This window comes from Corallococcus sp. AS-1-12 (assembly GCF_020036995.1).
In the GTDB taxonomy this organism is placed as follows: domain Bacteria; phylum Myxococcota; class Myxococcia; order Myxococcales; family Myxococcaceae; genus Corallococcus.
This window is the reverse complement of the sequence record NZ_JAIQDD010000018.1, coordinates 82,982-99,582: the sequence shown is the minus strand read 5'-3', so window position 1 is coordinate 99,582 and position 16,601 is coordinate 82,982. Positions and strand designations below refer to the sequence as shown.

13 protein-coding genes are annotated in these 16,601 nt (G+C 72.3%); 8 read left to right on the top strand and 5 right to left on the bottom strand.

Features of this window, described 5'->3' with window-relative positions:
• Nucleotides 1-13: 13 nt before the first annotated feature.
• Genes K8556_RS25400 through K8556_RS25385 form a run of 4 tightly spaced genes read left to right on the top strand, consistent with a single transcriptional unit; the run spans nucleotide 14 to nucleotide 4,285 of the window.
• Nucleotides 14-1,060, top strand: coding sequence for an MXAN_2561 family MXYO-CTERM-anchored protein (locus tag K8556_RS25400; protein WP_223742673.1), 1,047 nt, complete (start codon nucleotides 14-16; stop codon nucleotides 1,058-1,060).
• A complete protein-coding gene (locus tag K8556_RS25395; RefSeq protein ID WP_223742672.1) occupies nucleotides 1,057-1,776 on the top strand; it encodes an MXAN_2562 family outer membrane beta-barrel protein in 720 nt (239 codons plus the stop codon). Before K8556_RS25400 ends, K8556_RS25395 begins: the two co-directional genes overlap by 4 nt.
• An 11-nt stretch (nucleotides 1,777-1,787) precedes the next feature.
• On the top strand, nucleotides 1,788-3,596 hold the full coding sequence (locus tag K8556_RS25390; RefSeq protein WP_223742671.1) for a PKD domain-containing protein: 1,809 nt from the start codon (nucleotides 1,788-1,790) through the stop codon (nucleotides 3,594-3,596).
• A 26-nt stretch (nucleotides 3,597-3,622) separates the two neighbouring features.
• Complete coding sequence (locus tag K8556_RS25385; RefSeq protein ID WP_223742670.1) at nucleotides 3,623-4,285, top strand: molybdenum cofactor biosynthesis protein MoaE; 663 nt, start codon at nucleotides 3,623-3,625, stop codon at nucleotides 4,283-4,285.
• Between the two features lie 10 nt (nucleotides 4,286-4,295).
• Here K8556_RS25385 and K8556_RS25380 read toward each other — a convergent pair whose 3' ends face one another.
• From K8556_RS25380 to K8556_RS25365, 4 genes are all read right to left on the bottom strand, one after another.
• Complete coding sequence (locus K8556_RS25380; protein WP_223742669.1) at nucleotides 4,296-4,976, bottom strand: hypothetical protein; 681 nt, start codon at nucleotides 4,974-4,976, stop codon at nucleotides 4,296-4,298.
• 85 nt (nucleotides 4,977-5,061) lie between these two features.
• Nucleotides 5,062-8,862, bottom strand: coding sequence for an ATP-binding protein (locus K8556_RS25375; protein WP_223742668.1), 3,801 nt, complete (start codon nucleotides 8,860-8,862; stop codon nucleotides 5,062-5,064).
• Nucleotides 8,863-9,024: 162 nt separating this feature from the next.
• Nucleotides 9,025-10,206 carry an RIP metalloprotease gene (locus K8556_RS25370; protein ID WP_223742667.1) on the bottom strand — a complete coding sequence of 394 codons (1,182 nt, stop codon included), beginning with the start codon at nucleotides 10,204-10,206 and terminating at the stop codon, nucleotides 9,025-9,027.
• A 22-nt stretch (nucleotides 10,207-10,228) separates the two neighbouring features.
• Nucleotides 10,229-10,651, bottom strand: a complete 423-nt coding sequence (locus K8556_RS25365) for an NUDIX hydrolase (RefSeq protein ID WP_223742666.1) — start codon at nucleotides 10,649-10,651, stop codon at nucleotides 10,229-10,231.
• A 73-nt stretch (nucleotides 10,652-10,724) separates the two neighbouring features.
• Between K8556_RS25365 and K8556_RS25360 the strand changes: the two genes are divergently transcribed.
• Both K8556_RS25360 and acs read left to right on the top strand, forming a co-directional pair.
• The gene (locus K8556_RS25360) at nucleotides 10,725-11,207 is read left to right on the top strand and encodes a hypothetical protein (protein WP_223742665.1); all 483 of its coding nucleotides are present in this window, start codon (nucleotides 10,725-10,727) and stop codon (nucleotides 11,205-11,207) included.
• A 63-nt stretch (nucleotides 11,208-11,270) separates the two neighbouring features.
• A complete protein-coding gene (gene acs, locus K8556_RS25355; protein WP_223742664.1) occupies nucleotides 11,271-13,223 on the top strand; it encodes an acetate--CoA ligase in 1,953 nt (650 codons plus the stop codon).
• A gap of 31 nt (nucleotides 13,224-13,254) precedes the next feature.
• Here acs and K8556_RS25350 read toward each other — a convergent pair whose 3' ends face one another.
• Nucleotides 13,255-13,410, bottom strand: a complete 156-nt coding sequence (locus tag K8556_RS25350) for a hypothetical protein (RefSeq protein WP_158616174.1) — start codon at nucleotides 13,408-13,410, stop codon at nucleotides 13,255-13,257.
• A gap of 228 nt (nucleotides 13,411-13,638) precedes the next feature.
• Between K8556_RS25350 and K8556_RS25345 the strand changes: the two genes are divergently transcribed.
• A complete protein-coding gene (locus K8556_RS25345; protein WP_223742663.1) occupies nucleotides 13,639-15,360 on the top strand; it encodes a dipeptidase in 1,722 nt (573 codons plus the stop codon).
• Between the two features lie 213 nt (nucleotides 15,361-15,573).
• Nucleotides 15,574-16,545, top strand: a complete 972-nt coding sequence (locus tag K8556_RS25340) for a squalene/phytoene synthase family protein (protein WP_223742662.1) — start codon at nucleotides 15,574-15,576, stop codon at nucleotides 16,543-16,545.
• The last annotated feature ends 56 nt before the right edge of the window (nucleotides 16,546-16,601 follow it).

Sequence of the window (16,601 nt, the reverse complement as noted above, 5' to 3'; positions counted from 1 at the left end):
TTCCGGCCCATCCATGCGCCTTCCATTCATTGGCCTCCTGCTCTTCGCGTCCACGGCCGTGGCCCAGGTGGGGCCAGCGGTGTCTTTCACAAGCGCGACCACCACCACGAGCAACAACACCATCACGGTGCCCAAGAGTGAGTGTGGCAATGCGCGCCGGTTCACCTGGACGCGCACGGGCAACATCTGCGGCGGTTCGCTCTTCATCTACGCGACGACGGGGACCTGCGGCGGGGAGCCCACCGCCACGGACCTGAAGCTGGTGAGCCTCGGCTCGAGCGACTCCACGACCACCGGCACCGTGAACTTCAGCGTGCAGCAGGTGCTCGCGGCGCGCGGCGGGGGGACGGACGGGGGGAGCGCGGCGACGTGCGACTCGCAGACCTCCGAGATCTCCTTCAACCTGTGTGCGTCCGCGCGGCAGGTGGGCGGCTACCTGGGCACCGAGTGCCAGACGGCCTACGCCAACGTAGGCTCTCCGACCTTCGTGTTGAAGTACGACCCGCAGCCGCCCGCGACGCCCTCCATCGCCGCCGTCATCCCCCGGGACTCGGCGCTGTCGGTGCAGGTGGACGGCGCGGAGGCGGACTCCACCGTCATCGTGGAGGTGGCGATGGTCGCGTCCGTGGACGCGGGCACGGACACCGACGCCGGCACGGACGTGGACGCGGGCACGGACACCGACGCGGGCACGGACGTGGACGCGGGCACGGAGGACGGCGGGCAGGGGCTGGTGGGGGCGCTGGCGCTGGAGGGGACCACGGGGCCGGTGACGCGCGTGGACAAGGCGGCCGGCGAGGGGAACGTCGTCATCACCGGCCTTACGAATGGCGTGACGTACCGGCTCCAGGCCATCATCCGGGACGCCGCGGGCAATGAGAGCCCCGCGTCCGCCTCGGTGGACGCGACGCCCGTGAAGAGCAATGGCTTGTTCGATGCGTATGTGGACGCTGGCGGTCAGGAGCGCGGCGGGTGTGCCGCGGCCGGCGGCGGCCTCGCGGGTGGCGCGGTGCTGGCCGCGCTGGGCATCTGGTTGTCGTCTCGGAGGAAGGTGTCATGAGCAGCACGGCTGTGGGCCTGGGAGTCGCGGCGCTTCTCTTGGCGGTACCGGCGGTGGCGCAGGAGGTGACCATCCCCACGCGCTCTCCGCGCACGGGCGCGGTCATCTTCCGCGGGGGCGGCTACAAGCCGCGCATCGACACGGAGAAGGCCCTCAACGGCGCGACGCCGTACAAGGACACCTTCGGTGACGCGTCGCTGCTGCTCATTGAAGGGGAGCTCCAGCGCTTCTTCTACCAGGGCATCGGCACGGCGGGCCTGGGCCTGGGCCTGGGGTACGCGGAGAAGTACGCGGACGCGAAGCTCGATAACGGCTCGGCGGCGGCGGACAAGGCGGCGCTGAAGGTGCTGCCCATCCAGCTCAACGCCTTCTACAAGTTCGACTACGCGGCCTTCCGCTGGGGCATCCCGCTGGTGCCGTACGCCAAGCTGGGGCTCATCTACTCCCCCTGGTGGATGACCAAGGGCAGCACCACGGAGGTGGTGGAGGGCAGCAAGGCCAGCGGCGGCAAGTGGGGCTGGGGCGGCACCGCCGGCGTGTCGTTCCTCCTGGACGTGCTGGAGCCGCGCTTCGCGCGCGACTTCGACTCGGACCTGGGGGTGAACCACTCGTACCTCTTCGCCGAGTATACCCATGCGGATGTGAACAACTTCGGCGGCAAGGGCCTGAACCTGGGCAGCCGGCGCTGGATGTTCGGTCTGGCGTTGGACTACTAACCGAAAGGCCCATGGCCTCCCGACCGCGCGCGAACCCGTCCCCGCTTCCGTTCCTCTTCCTCCTGGCCGCCGTGGGCCTGGGGGTCTCCGGTTGCCGGGGGCTGAGGCCGGACCTGGGGCCGGAGCGCACGCTGGAGGCGGGGGTTCTGGAGGCCTTCGGCTCCACCGCCCCGAAGGCGCCCTCCATCACCTGGGACTTCGGGGACGGCACGCCGCCCCAGACGGTGCCGGGCGTCAAGCACGCGTGGGCCACCGCCGGCCGCTACACCGTGCGGGCGCTGGACGGGGACAAGGAGCTGGCCCGGGTGGTGCTCACCGTGGTGCCGCGTCCGGTGCTCCGCGCGGTGCCCGAGGACGCGCAGACGGTGCTGTGGGTGCCCCGCGTGCGCGGCAACGTCGAAGGGCTGGTGGACTTCTACGGGCGGCTGGTGGGCCGGGGCAACGTGCGCCAGACGCTGGCGGACACGCCGCTCGTGCCGCTGCTGCTGCGCGGCCTGGGGCCCGGCCCCTCGGAGGTGGACCCCGAGGAGGGCTTCGGCTTCTTCCTCCTGCCGGACTTCGACGGCGTGGTGGCGCTGCTGGGCGTGACGGACCCGCGGGCGGCGCTCTCGGCCGTGGCGCGGGAGCTGCGCGGCGCCGGCCACCGGGTGCTGTCCCGCGAGGACGGCAGCGCGCGCGTGGAGCCGGTGGACGGCGGCAACGCCATGCTGCTCTTCGCGGACCGGGGCTACGTGTACCTCGCGGTGCCGGACTCGCCGGACGCGCCCGCGCCCGGGGAGACGGTGAAGGCGCTGGCGGTGGAGGAGTCCCCGGACGTGGAGCAGGTGCGCCGCAGGGTGGAGGCGCTGTCCGGGCCGGGCATCTCCGAGAACGCGCTCCTGGCGGAGCTGCGCGGCAAGGTGCGCGACGGCAGCGTGTTCCTCTTCTCCGCGCCGCCGGTGCCGGAGGCGGGGAAGGAGGACATGCCGGTGCGCGGCTTCTTCGCCGCGCTCGCGGTGCAGGCGGACCAGGCGGAGCTGGACGGCTTCCTGTCCTCGTCCCGGCCGCTGCTGGGCGGCGCGCGGGGGCCGGCGTCACGACTGCTGGGGCGCGCGGCGGAGGGGCCGGTGGCGGCGGCGCAGGTGTCCGTGCCTCCGGAGGAGCTGGCGCGGCTGGTGTTCGGCTCGCCGGAGTCGCCCCGGCGGCAGCGGACGCTGGAGCGCTGGCGCGCGCAGGGGCTGGACGCGGAGCCGCTCCTGAAGGCGCTGCGCGGGGACGTGGCGATGCTCGTCTACTTCGACGCGGCGGCCTTCTTCCGGAGCTTCATCCGGGACCGGCGCCCCGCGCCCAAGGGCACGGTGGTGATGGAGGCGGGGCTCGCGTCCGTGCAGCCGGTGCTGCGGCTCATCCAGAAGCAACTGGAGGACAACGGGCTCGTCTTCCAGAAGGAGGCCCAGGGCGGCACCACGCGCTTCCGCACGCGGCTGCTGGAGCAGCCGGTGTCGCTCACGCTCGACCCGGAGCGCGCCACGCTGGAGGCCGGCGAGGTGCTCACCGGCCGCGAGCTGGGGGACGTGGGCGCGACGCTGCGCACGCGCTTCGGCGCGGAGGCGTTCGGGCCGGGCCACCTGTCGCTGATGGTGGACATGGGGCGGCTTCGGGCGGACCTCGCCGGGGTGCGCTCGGTGCCGGGGGTCGGCTCGACGGAGCTCCTGGCGAGCCAGGTCTTCGTGACGGCGCTCCTGGAGAAGTTCACCCCCTTCGAGTACGGGTTCCTCGACTTCTCCCCGGTGGACGGCGGCGGGCGGCTCCAGGGCCGCGTCGTGCTGCGCGAGCGCTAGGGACACGCCAGCAGAGGAGGCAGGTCATGTCCGTCACGGTGCTGTACTTCGCCGCGGCCCGCGAGCGCGCGGGCCTGTCCCGCGAGTCGTTGGACGTGCCGCCCGGAGCGCGCGTGTCGGACGTGCTCTCGCTGCTGGCCGCGAAGCACCCGCCGCTGGCGCCGCTGCTGCCGCACCTGCGCGTGGCGGTGCAGCAGCAGTTCGTGGGGCTGGACTCACCGGTGGCGCCGGACGCGGAGCTGGCGTTGATTCCGCCCGTGGCCGGCGGGGCGCCGCGCCTCTTCTGCGTGGTGGGCCGGCCGCTCGCGCTCTCGGAGGTCGTGGACGCGGTGGCGTCCCAGGGGGCGGGCGGGCTGGTGACGTTCTCCGGCGCCGTGCGCGACCAGACGAAGGGCCGGCGCGTGCTGCGGCTGGAGTACGAAGCCTACGCGCCCATGGCGGAGGCGAAGCTGGCGGAGATTGGCGACGAGGTGGCGCGCACGTGGCCGGGGACGCGGCTGGCCATCGTGCACCGCGTGGGCACCCTGGTGCCGGGCGAGCTGGCCGTCGTCATCGCCGCGGCCTCCGCGCACCGCAAGGAGGCCTTCCTGGGCTGCGAGTACGCCATCGAGCGGCTCAAGCAGGACGTGCCCATCTGGAAGAAGGAGTTCTTCGAGGACGGCGAGGTCTGGGTGGGCCTGGGGCCCTGAAGCCCTGGGCCTAGCGCACGCCGAAGCTCGCCGGGACGGTGACGCGCGCGCCGCCGTCCTGCTGCTGGGTGGCGCGCTCGGCTTCCGTCATGGGCTTGAGCGGCTGGTCCAACCCCAGGGCCTTGCGGCGCGCCTCCTCCTTGTCGTGGGCCGCCTGCAGCGCTCGCGCGTTGTTCGCGGCCATGCGCGCCGGATCCGGCCCCATGACGAGGAAGGCGACGGGGGCGCTCAGGAAGAGGATGGCCACCGTGATGATCCACGCCACGTCCTTCACGAGGAAGCGGCCCGCGCGCTCCTTCACCACCGACGGCTGCACCAGCAGGTTCAGCTCGCCCTCCACGAGGCGCAGCGTCATGCCCTCGTGCAGCTCCACCGCCGTGCGGCCCGGCGCGCCCGTCAGCTCGTCGGGGCCCACCGGCTGGAAGGCGTCGCCCTTGAGGCGCTTCTCCACGCGTGCGGACGGCGGCACGTGGATGCGCCAGCCCTTCGGGGTGCGCTCGGCGAGGAGGAAGGGCTCCTCCGGCAGCGTGAAGCCGTAGAGGGGCAGGGGGGCCGTCTCGTCGGGCGCGGCGTGGACCTGGCCCAGCTCCGGGCCATAGCTCCAGGCCTCCGCCAGGGAGGTGCCCCAGTACAGCTCGCAGAAGAGTCCACCGTCCGCCACGGAGGCGGAGGGCGCGGAAGGCGTGGGCATGTCGGGCCGGAGCATAAGGCCTTCGCGGACGCCCGGCCCCTGCTTCGTGGGCCGGACGTCCCCTGGACGACGGGCGGCCTGCCCCTCAGGCGCCCGTCAGGTCCTTGAGCAGCGCCTCCAGCGTCTCGAAGTGCAGCGGCTTCACCAGGTGCGCGTCGAAGCCCGCGGCCTTGGAGCGCTGGCGGTCCGACTCCTGGCCGTACCCCGTCACCGCCACCAGCTTGAGGGCGCGGGGCTCCTCCTGCTGGCGCAGCAACCGGGCCAGCTCGTAGCCGTCCATCACCGGCAGGCCGATGTCCAGGAGCGCGATTTCGGGGCGGAACGCCTTCGCCGCCTCCAGGCCGCTGGGGCCGTCGTAGGCCACGCGCGTCGTGCAGCCCAGGAACTCCAGCGACTCGGACAGCACGTCCGCCGCGTCGCGGTTGTCATCCACGATGAGCACGCGCGCGCTCATGGAGACGGGCTCCTGGGGGACGAGCGCGCCGGGCTGCGGCGTGGGCAGCGCGGCGGGGGCCTCCGCCTCCAGCGCGGGCAGGCGCACGGTGAAGGTGCTGCCGCGGCCCCGGCCCGCGCTGTGCGCGCTGATGGCGCCTTCGTGCAGCGTCACCAGGCTGCGCGCGATGGCGAGCCCCAGCCCCAGCCCGCCCTGGGAGCGGTCCAGCGCCTGGTGCTCCTGCACGAAGAGGTCGAACACGCGCGGCAGCATCTCCGGCGCGATGCCCACGCCGGTGTCGCGCACGCTGACGACGAGCTCCCGGCCCTCGCGCGTGCCCGTCACGGCCAAAAAGCCGCCGGGCTCCGTGTACTTGGCGGCGTTGGTGAGCAGGTTGGCGAACACCTGCGCCAGGCGCGTGGGGTCGCCGTTCAGGTCCATGCCTCGGTCGGGCAGGTCCACCTCCAGCGTGTGCTGGCGCTCGTCGATGACGGGGCTGGTCTGCTCGATGGCCTTGGCCACCACGTCGGTGAGCGTGACGCGCTCGCGCTTGAGGGTGACCTTGCCCCGGGTGACGCGGCTGACGTCCAGCAGGTCGTCCACCATGCGCACCAGGTGCGTCACCTGCCGCTCGATGAGCGTCCGCTCGCGCTCCGCGGCCGTCTCCCCCCGCAGGCGCATCAGTTGGAGCGCGGTGAGGATGGGGGCCAGCGGGTTGCGCAGCTCGTGGCCGAGCATCGCGAGGAACTCGTCCTTGGCGCGGTTGGCGGCCTCCGCCTCGCGCCGCGCGGTGGCCAGCTCAGTCACGTCGAAGACGACCACGATGATGGACTCCACCTGGCCCTTCGCGTCGCTCATGGGCTGGTAGACGAAGTCGAAGAACACCTCGCGCGTGGACTGCTCCGGGCCGTCGTTGAAGACGACGCGCAGGGAGCGGCCGATGTGCGGCTCGCCCGTGGTGTAGACGCCGTCCAGCAGCTCGTAGATGCCCTGGTGCGCCAGCTCCGGCAGGGCTTCGCGGATGGCCTTGCCCGTCACGTCGCGGTGCGCGATGAGCTTGAGGTAGTTCTCGTTGGCGAACTCGTAGACGTGCTCCGGGCCCCGCAGGATGGCGATGCCCACGGGCGCGTGCTGGAAGATGCGCGCCAGCCGCTCGCCGTGCGCGGCCTCCAGCTTGCGCAGGCGGGAGCGGGTGAGCTGCGCGGTGACGCGGGCGAGCAGGTCCCTGGTGGAGAAGGGCTTCACCAGGTAGTCATCCGCGCCCGCCGCCAGGCCCTCTTCCTGGGCCTCCTCGCCCGCGCGGGCGGACAGCAGGATGACGGGCACCGTGCGGGTGCGCTCGTCGGCGCGCAGGGCCTGGAGCAGCGCGAAGCCGTCCATCCCCGGCATCATCACGTCGGACAGGATGAGGTCCGGGGGCCGGGCGAGCGCGGCCTGGAGCGCGGCCTGTCCGTCCGCCACCGCCTCCACCGTCCAGTGCGCGCCCAGCAGCCGGCCCACGTACTCGCGCATGTCCGCGTTGTCGTCCGCGAGCAGCACGCGCCCGCGCTCCTGCATCCCCAGCGAGGCCGGCTCGAGGGCCGGGGGCGCCCCGGCGTCCTCCTCCGGCGGGGGCGGCGCGTTCGTGAGCCACCCCAGGGCGTCGCGCACGTACGGGGCCGTGCCCGCGGGCAGCGAGCGCTGGCTCTTCGTGGACGTCACGTGCTCCGGCGGCAGGTGCGCGAAGCCCGTGGGCATGCGCACGGTGAAGGTGGTGCCGCGCTCCAGCTCGCTCTGGACGGTGAGCGTGCCGCCGTGCAGCCGCACCAGCTCGTGCACCAGCGCCAGGCCGATGCCGGAGCCTTCGTGGGAGCGCGCGCGGGCGCCGTGGACGCGGTGGAAGCGCTCGAAGAGGCGGGGCAGCTCGTGCGCGGGGATGCCGGTGCCGGTGTCGGTGACGCGCAGCTCGACGTGCCCGTCCCGCTGCGCCTGCGCCACGGTGATGGTGCCGGTGAAGGTGAACTTCAGCGCGTTGGAGACGAGGTTGAGGACGATCTTCTCCCACATCTCATGGTCCACCCAGGCCGGCTCCGGCAGGGACGGACAGTCCACGTCGAGCACCAGCCCCGCGCGCTCGATGGCGGAGCGGAAGGCGCTGGCGAGCCCGGCGGTGAGGGCGGCCAGGTCGGTGGGTTCGTAGGTGGCGCGCACGCGCCCGGCCTCGATGCGCGCGAAGTCCAGGAGCGTGTTGACCAGCTTGCGCAGGCGCTCGGCGTTGCGGTGCACCGTCTCCAGCGCGTCGCCCTGGAGCGCTCGCGCGGGGCTGGCGAGCGCGTCCTCGGTGGGGCCCAGCAGCAGCGTGAGCGGCGTGCGCAGCTCGTGGCTGATGTTGCTGAAGAAGGCCGTCTTCGCGCGGTCCAGCGCGGCGAGCTCCTCCGCGCGCTGGCGCTCCTCCTGGTAGGCGCGCGCGTTGGCGACCCCGGCGGCGACCTGCTCGGCGGTGGCCTGGAAGAAGGCGTGGTAGGGCGCGTCCAGCAGCCGCCGGGGGCTGACGCCACCCACGAGGAAGCCATAGGGCCGCGTCTGTCCGGGCCGCGTGAGCGCGCGCACCACCGCGAGCGACGGCGGCGTGTTCCACCGGCCTGGGGGCAGGGCGCGCAGGCGCTGCCCCAGGTCCTTCACGACGATGGCCTCGCCGGTGCGCATGGCCTCGGCGAAGGGCCAGTCCGCGCCGGACCCGGCGGAGAGGGACTGCTGCGCGGGCAGCGCTTCCAGGACGCTGTCGGGCAACCGGCTGCCGCCCGCGAGCCGCGCGGTGTCGCCGCTCGCGTCGAGCAGGTAGAGCAGGCAGAACGGCAGGTCCAGGTCGTTGCCCGCGAGCACCTCCAGGCTGGTGCGGCAGGCCTGCTCGGGGGACTTCGCGTCGGCGGAGCGCGCCGCCAGGTCGCGCAGCATGCGCAGTTGCCGGTCGTGCTGCACCTCCTGCGTCGTCTCCCGCACGGTGACGAGCACGCCGCCCACGCCGCCCTGTTCGTCGGGGATGGGGCTGTACGAGAACGTGTGGAACGTCTCCTCGACGAACCCGCGGCTGTTGATGAACAGCGCCAGGTTCTCGCTCCAGGTGGCGGGGCCGCCGTTGAGCACGCCCCGGGCCATGGGGCCGACGACGTCCCAGATTTCCGGCCAGACCTGCTCGCCCCGCGCGCCCATGGAGCCCGGGTGCTTGCGGCCCAGCACCGGGCGGTACGCGTCGTTGTAGAGCTGGATCATCTCCGGGCCCCACCACATGAGCATGGGGAATCGGTTGTGGAGCACGACGCCCGCCATCGTCTTCAGGCTGACGGGCCAGTCGCGTGACGGGCCCAGCGGCGTGCGGGACCAGTCCATCGAGCGCACCAACTCGCCCATCTCACCGCCGCCCGCGAACTGGTGCTCCTCGGGAGGGGGGACGGCGGGGGATGGGGACTGGGGCATGCGGAGCTCTGGAGGGGGCGCGAGGTGGATGGAGCCCAGGGCTTCTATTGGCCGACACGCGGCCGTGCAATCAACGAGGTGGATTGCAACCGTGCGGCACCCGCCATCCAACAGGAGCTCCGCTCCCAGGAAGCAGGCCGGTGGAGCAGCCGGGCGGACGCCTCAGGGGGGCGAGGGCGTGACGACGGGAGCCGCAATCCCCGCGTCCGGTGCCGGAGCCACGGCGGCGGACACGGCCGTGCCCGCGTCCAGGGCGGCGGGGGCCGGCGTGGCGACGGGGGCCTTCACGCCCGGGGACGGCGCCTCCGCTGACGGCAGCGCGCGGCGGATCTCCGCGCCCGCCGTGGCCACGATGCCAATGGACAGGAAGAGGAACCCGGCCGTCTGCGCCACCGTCTCCACGCGCGGCGGGATGCGCCGCCCGCTCACCGCCTCGATGGCGAGCAGCAGCACCCGGCCGCCATCCAGTCCCGGCACCGGCACCAGCGTCAGCATCGCCAGCGCCACGGAGGCCGCCACGAACGCGCGCACCAGCGCGTCCGCCCCGGACGCCGTGGACGACGCGACGTCGGACGACTCCTGGCGCATCAGCGCGCCCGGCCCGGCCTTGTTGCCCGCGGCCTGGGGCCCGCGCACCATCGCCACCACCGTGGACAGCGCCTCGGACGCCACGCGCCCGGTGTGCACCAGCGACTGGGTGAAGGCCTCTCCAGGGGCGTGCGTGCGGAACACGTACTGCTGGCTCACGCCAATGCGCCCCGCGCCGCGCTCGTCCGCCCGGGGCCGCACCGTCACCTTGCGCGGCTCGCCGTGGCGCTCCACCGAAAGCTCCAACGGCCCCCCCACGCCGTCCGCCACCCGGGTGACGAAGTCCGACCAGCTCTCCAGCGGCTTGCCGTCCACGCCCACCAGCCGGTCTCCCGGCAGGAGCTGCGCCCGCGCCGCCTCCGAGCCCGGCAGCACCGTGCCCACCGTCAGCGGCACCACCACGTGCGTGCCCGACGAATACAGCGCGAACAGCAGCCCCATGGCGACCGCGTAGTTCGCCAGCGGCCCCGCGAGGATGATGGCCATCCGCTTGAGCGGCCCCAGCGTGCCGAACCCGGACGTGTCCTCCTCCGCGGAGCGGTGCGGGTTCATCCCCTGCAGGTTCGCGGACGCGCCCAGCGGCACCGCGCCCAGCACGAACTGCGTCCCGCCCAGCCGGAACGACAGGAGCGGCGGCCCGAAGCCCACGGTGAAGCGCGGCACCCGCACGCCCAACAGGCGCGCGGCCACCAGGTGCCCCAGCTCATGGACGATGAGCAGCGCGCCGAGCGCCAGGAGGACGAAGAGGTAGTGCATCCAGGGAGGCCCGTCCCGCCGCCTACAGCTTGCGGCGCTTCCCGGTGCGCTTGTACGTCAGGTAGTCGGACAGGATGGTGCCGTGGTCGAAGCACAGGTCCTGGGGCAGCGCGTCCACGGAGAACGTCTTCGCCTCCGCCGCGTCGTCCGCGCCCACCGGCTCGCCCGTCGCCTTCGCGATGAACACCGTCGAAATCGTGTGCAGGCGCGGGTCGCGCTTCGGATCCGAGTAGCTGAAGAACTGCTCCGTCAGCTCCACGTCCAGCCCCGTCTCCTCCTTGGCCTCGCGGATGGCCGCCTTGTCCAGGGGCTCGCCCTCGTCCACGAAGCCGCCCGGCAGCGCCCAGCCCACCGGCGGGTTCGCGCGGCGGATGAGCACGATGCGCTCTCCGGCCAGTTCGATGATGCAGTCCACGGTGGGTTTGGGGTTGCGGTATTCAGGCATGGCGTCGCACTCTACCCAAAGCCCCCAGGCGAGCGCCCGTTCCGGATGCCTCCCGTGGGCGATGGTGCGTGCCGTGTCTACCCTGCGACGCCTCAGCCTCACCGCCCTCGTGGTCTCCACCCTGGCGGGCTGCCTGCCCTACAGCCAGAACGAGGGCGTGTACGAGCTCATCCCCACGGAGACGCTGCGCGACGACTGCGACCTCCTGGAGAAGTTCCAGGGCAACCTCCAGTTGAACCTTCAAATCGCCGGGCGCGTGGTGCGCGCGGACTTCGGCGTGCAGAACATGCAGCTCCTGGGCTACGTGCTGGAGGACGGCGAGGCCTTCACCGCCGACGGCAGCGTGGCCAACGTCAGCACCACCGTCGACGGGACGAATGAGTGCCTGCTCGACCAGGTCCGCGTGCACCTGGACGCGACCACCCTGTGCGCCACGGAGTTCACCGGGCAACTGCGGCTGGCCTACGACGCCAACAACAACACCGGCTGCACCTGCGAGCTGTGGATCCGCTTCGACGGCGTTCAGGGGAACACCCGCTGTGAAGGGAACCCTTGAGATAGCGCGAGGGGCTTCCTACAACAGGAGGGCTGTTCCCACGCCCAAGCTGGAGGAACGCCCATGGCAGACCCTCACGCAATCGTCTCGGTGCTGACCGAGTCCCGCGTCTTCCCCCCGCCCGAGGACTTCTCCCGGCGGGCCCACATCCGCGGCATGCAGGACTATCAGCGGCTGTGGGACGAAGCCGCGAAGGATCCGGACAAGTACTGGGGCGACCGCGCCCGCGAGGAGCTCTACTGGAAGGAGCCCTTCCAGACGGTGCTGGACTGGAAGCCGCCCCACGCGCGCTGGTTCGTCGAGGGGAAGACCAACCTCGCCTACAACTGCCTGGACCGGCACCTGCCGAAGTTGAAGGACAAGCCCGCCATCCTCTTCGAGGGCGAGCCGGGCGACCGCCGCGCCATCACCTACGGGGAGCTGTCCCAGCAGGTGAACCGGCTGGCCAACGGCCTCAAGTCGCTGGGCGTGAAGAAGGGCGACCGCGTGGGCATCTACCTGCCCATGGTGCCGGAGGCCGCCGTCGCGATGCTCGCGTGCGCGCGCGTGGGCGCGGTGCACTCGGTGGTGTTCGGCGGCTTCTCCGCGGAGGCGCTCCAGGACCGCATGAAGGACGCGGGCGCCAAGGTGCTGCTCACCGCGGACGGCGGCTGGCGCAAGGGCGTGGTGGTGCCGCTGATGAAGAACGTGGAGGCCGCGCTCCCCAACGCCCCCAGCATCGAGAAGGTCGTCGTCCTCACCCGCACCGGTGACGGCAAGCTGCCCGAAGGCCCCAGGTTCCTGGCCTGGGACGCGCTGGTGAAGGGCCAGTCCGACGTCTGCGAGCCGGAGTGGGTGGAGAGCGAGCACCCGCTGTTCATCCTCTACACGTCCGGCTCCACCGGGAAGCCCAAGGGCGTGCTGCACACCACGGCGGGCTACGCGGTGAACGCGTCGCTCACCACGCGCTGGGTGTTCGACCTGCGCGAGGACGACGTCTACTGGTGCACCGCGGACGTGGGCTGGGTGACGGGCCACACGTACGTCGTCTACGGCCCGCTGATGAACGGCGTCACCACCATCATCTACGAGGGGGCGCCCACGCAGCCGGGGCCGGACCGCTTCTGGGACATCATCGAGCGCTACAAGGCCACCATCCTCTACACCGCGCCCACCGCCATCCGCGCCTTCATGCGCCTGGGCGACGGGCCGGTGAAGCAGCACAATCTGTCCTCGCTGCGCCTGTTGGGCAGCGTGGGCGAGCCCATCAACCCCGAGGCGTGGATGTGGTACCGCGACGTCATCGGCGGGGGGCGGTGCCCCGTCGTGGACACGTGGTGGCAGACGGAGACGGGCTGCATCATGGTCTCACCGCTGCCCGGCGCCACGCCCACCAAGCCCGGCTCCGCCACCTTCCCGCTGCCCGGCATCCACGCCGAAATCCTCGACCGCGACGGCAACCGCGTGCCCAGGGGGCAGGGCGGGCTGCTCTTCGTGACGAAGCCCTGGCCGTCCATGCTGCGCACCGTGTACGGGGACCCGGACCGGTATGTGAATACGTACTTCAGCGAGCTGCCCGGCATGTACTTCACCGGCGACGGCGCGCGCACGGACGCGGACGGCTACGTGTGGCTGATGGGGCGTGTGGACGACGTGGTGAACGTGGCGGGCCACCGCCTGGGCACCGCGGAGGTGGAGAGCGCGCTGGTGGCGCACCCGAAGGTCTCCGAGGCCGCCGTGGTGGGCCGCCCGGACGACCTGAAGGGCACGGCGCTGGTGGCCTTCGTGACGCTCAAGCACGGCAACGCGCCCTCGGACGCGCTCAAGAAGGAGCTGGCCGTGCACGTGGGCAAGGAGATTGGCGCCATCGCGCGGCCGGATGAGATCCGCTTCGCGGAAGGGCTGCCCAAGACGCGCTCCGGGAAGATCATGCGCCGGCTCTTGCGCGACGTGGCCGCGGGCAAGCAGTCCTCGCAGGACACCACCACGCTGGAGGACCTCCACGTGCTGGCGGCGCTGCGCCAGAACGACGAGTAGCGCGCGCCCGCCAGCGCGAGCGGCCGCCTCCTCAAGCGTCCTTCGGGTCCTTCTGGGGGCGGCCGTACTTGTCCTTCACCTGCTCGCGGTCCGCCTTGCTCCACCAGATGCGGGAGCTCCACAGGGCGGGGCCCAGCACCACCGTGAGGACGAAGAACACCACCAGGCCCACCACGATCTCCGTCACGCCGTCCTCCAAGGGAAGCCCGGGGTTGGGAAGGCCCCGGGCGGGAAAAGCCAACCCTAGCGTCCCCCCGCGACGGGTGCCATCCAACGTCGGGGCCGGGAAGTAGCGCGGCGCTCGGCGGCCATCGGCTTCTCGCATGGCGTCGTGCGGCAGGGGGCCCGGATGCCCGGGTGCCGGGCAACCTGTATGGGCGGGCAGCGGGCGGCGGTCCTGCTAGATTGCGCCGCCATGAACCGATTCCCTTCGACCCTCTTCACCGCGCTGCCGCTGACGGCGGTGCTCGTCGCCCCCGTTGTCGCGGACGCCTGCACCAGCATGCTGGTGACGAAGGGCGCCACGACGGACGGCTCCACGTTCATCACCTACGCGGCGGACGCGCACGAGCTGTACGGCGAGCTGTACTACACGCCCGCCCGCCGCCACGCGGCCGGCGCCATGCGCGACGTCGTGGAGTGGGACACCGGCAAGTTCCTGGGCCGCATCAAGCAGCCGGCCGCCACCTATTCGGTGGTGGGCAACATGAACGAGCACCAGTTGTCCATCAGCGAGTCCACCTTCACGGGCCGCAAGGAGCTGGAGGGGCCCGCGGGCATCATCGACTACGGCTCGCTCATCTACATCGCGCTGGAGCGCGCGAAGACGGCGCGCGAGGCCATCCAGGTGATGACGGACCTGGTCGCCGAGTACGGCTACGCGTCCACCGGTGAGACGTTCTCCATCGCCGACCCGAAGGAGGCGTGGATCCTGGAGATGATCGGCAAGGGCGAGGGGCAGAAGGGCGCGGTGTGGGTGGCCCGCAAGCTGCCGGACGGCTACCTCTCCGCGCACGCCAACCAGTCGCGCATCCGCCAGTTCCCGCTCAACGACAGCGCCACCACGCTGTACTCGCCGGACGTCATCTCCTTCGCGCGCGCGAAGGGCTGGTACACGGGCGCGGACAAGGACTTCAGCTTCGCGGACACGTACCACCCGCTGGACTTCGGCGGGCAGCGCTTCAGCGAGTCGCGCGTGTGGAGCATCTTCCGCCGCGCGGCCCCGTCCCTGAAGCTGGGCGTGGAGTACGCGGACGGCGCGGACACCACGAAGCGCCTGCCCCTGTGGGTGAAGCCGGACAAGAAGGTGTCCGTGCAGGACGCCATGGCGCTCATGCGCGACCACTTCGAGGGCACCCCGCTGGACATGTCCAGGGACGTGGGCGCGGGGCCCTACGCGGTGCCCTACCGCTGGCGCCCCATGACGTGGGACGTGGACGGCAAGAGCTACGTGCACGAGCGCGCCATCTCCACGCAGCAGACGGGCTTCTCCTTCGTCGCGCAGATGCGCTCCACGCTGCCGGACGCCATCGGCGGGGTGCTCTGGTTCGGCGTGGATGACACCTTCACCACCGTCTACACGCCCATGTACGCGGGCATCCGGCAGGTGCCGAAGAACTTCGCGCAAGGCGTGGCCAGCCGCGGCGAGTTCTCCTGGGACTCGTCCTTCTGGGTCTTCAACTGGGTGTCGAACCAGGCCTACGGGCGCTGGAGCGACATGATCGTGGACGTGCAGAAGGCCCAGGGGGACCTGGAGGGCCAGTTCCTGGCGGACCAGGCCAACATCGAGAGCATCGCGCAGGTGCTCTACAAGCGGACGCCGGAGCAGGCCCGCCAGTACCTCACCGAGTACTCCCTGCAGCAGGGCGACAAGGTGCACGCGCGCTGGCGCAAGCTGGGGGAGCAGTTGCTCGTGAAGTACATCGACGGCAACGTGCGCGACAACACGGGCAAGGTGGGCCACCCGCGCTACCCGGACGCGTGGTACCGCCGCATCGCCGCGGACAACGGCAAGATGCTCCAGTCCCACGAGAAGCCGGAGCCGAAGCCCCAGGCCGCGCCCGTGGCCGCGCCGGCCCCCGCGCCCGCCGCCCCCGCGCAGCCGGCCCCGAAGCCCACGGTCGCTCCGGCGCCCTGAGGCCTCCCGCCTGAGAGCCCGTGCGCCGGTGTCCTCGCTGACGCGGGCACCCGGCGGCGCCCGGGCTGGGGCTTGAGCGAGAATTTCCCGGCAACCGGGTGCCCGTGGCGGGCCCCGCACGCCGGGCCTGCACGTTCTCGCGTGTGTCGGTGGATGGCTTGTGGCAGTGAGGGCGCGGGCGGCAGGCGCGCCCGTGCCCGGAGGACGGTTCCCTTGAGTGACGCCCCCACCGCGACGGCCCTTCCGTTCCGGGATGACGAGCTGGCGGACTTCCTCGTGCGGACCAGCCGCACGTTCGCGCTCGCCATCCCGCTGCTCGACGAGCCGCTGCGCCGGGAGGTGGGTCTGGGCTACCTGCTGTTGCGCGTCGCCGACACCCTGGAGGACGCCGCCCCCTGGACGCGCGACGAGCGGCGGGAGGCGCTGGCCGCCTTCGAGGCCCTGCTCCAGGAGAAGCCGGGCGTGGACGCCGGGGCGCTGTCGCGCGAGTGGCTGGCGCGCCGCCCCAGCGAGAACGCGGGCTACCTGGACCTGCTCGCGCGCACGCCCACGCTGCTGGCCAGCCTGGACGCGGTGCGCCCGGAGGCCGGCGCCATCCTGCGCCACTTCGTGCTGAAGACGGTGCAGGGCATGGGGCAGGTGCTGGGCGGCGCGTCCGAAGGCGGGATGTTGAAGCTCGGGTCGCTCCAGTCCCTGCGTGACTATTGCTACATCGTGGCGGGACTGGTGGGCGAGCTGCTCACGGAGCTGTTCGTCCTGGAGCCGCGGCTCGCGCCGTACGCGCCGAACCTGCGCTCGCTGGCGCCGCTGTTCGGCGAGGGGCTCCAACTGGTCAACATCCTCAAGGACGCGCGCCAGGACCGGAAGGAGGGCCGCGTGTGGCTGCCGGACGGCGTCCAGCTCCAGGACGTGGAGCGGCTCGCGGGCGAGGATTTGATCGCCGCGGCGCGCTACGTGCGCTCGCTGTTCCTGGCGGGGGCGCCCCGGGACGTGCTCGCCTTCACCTCGCTGCCGCTGCTGCTGGCCCAGACCACGCTGGAGCTGCTCGTGCGGGACGGCGCGGGCTCCAAGGTGTCGCGCGCGGTCGTCACGGCCCAGATGGACACCCTCCAGGCCGCGCTCGAGCGGGGCACGCTCCCCGAGGCCGTGGAGGCCCTGGCCGGCCCCATGCCCGGCGGCGTCTGAAAACGTTGCCCGGCAAGCAACTCCAGGGCAACAGCGCGGGATAATTCCGGTGCAGG

Coding starts and splice junctions, on each gene's coding strand:
- K8556_RS25400 (WP_223742673.1), top strand. CDS start 14: ATGCGCCTTCCATTCATTGGCCTCCTGCTCTTCGCGTCCACGGCCGTG.
- K8556_RS25395 (WP_223742672.1), top strand. CDS start 1,057: ATGAGCAGCACGGCTGTGGGCCTGGGAGTCGCGGCGCTTCTCTTGGCG.
- K8556_RS25390 (WP_223742671.1), top strand. CDS start 1,788: ATGGCCTCCCGACCGCGCGCGAACCCGTCCCCGCTTCCGTTCCTCTTC.
- K8556_RS25385 (WP_223742670.1), top strand. CDS start 3,623: ATGTCCGTCACGGTGCTGTACTTCGCCGCGGCCCGCGAGCGCGCGGGC.
- K8556_RS25380 (WP_223742669.1), bottom strand. CDS start 4,976: ATGCCCACGCCTTCCGCGCCCTCCGCCTCCGTGGCGGACGGTGGACTC.
- K8556_RS25375 (WP_223742668.1), bottom strand. CDS start 8,862: ATGCCCCAGTCCCCATCCCCCGCCGTCCCCCCTCCCGAGGAGCACCAG.
- K8556_RS25370 (WP_223742667.1), bottom strand. CDS start 10,206: ATGCACTACCTCTTCGTCCTCCTGGCGCTCGGCGCGCTGCTCATCGTC.
- K8556_RS25365 (WP_223742666.1), bottom strand. CDS start 10,651: ATGCCTGAATACCGCAACCCCAAACCCACCGTGGACTGCATCATCGAA.
- acs (WP_223742664.1), top strand. CDS start 11,271: ATGGCAGACCCTCACGCAATCGTCTCGGTGCTGACCGAGTCCCGCGTC.
- K8556_RS25345 (WP_223742663.1), top strand. CDS start 13,639: ATGAACCGATTCCCTTCGACCCTCTTCACCGCGCTGCCGCTGACGGCG.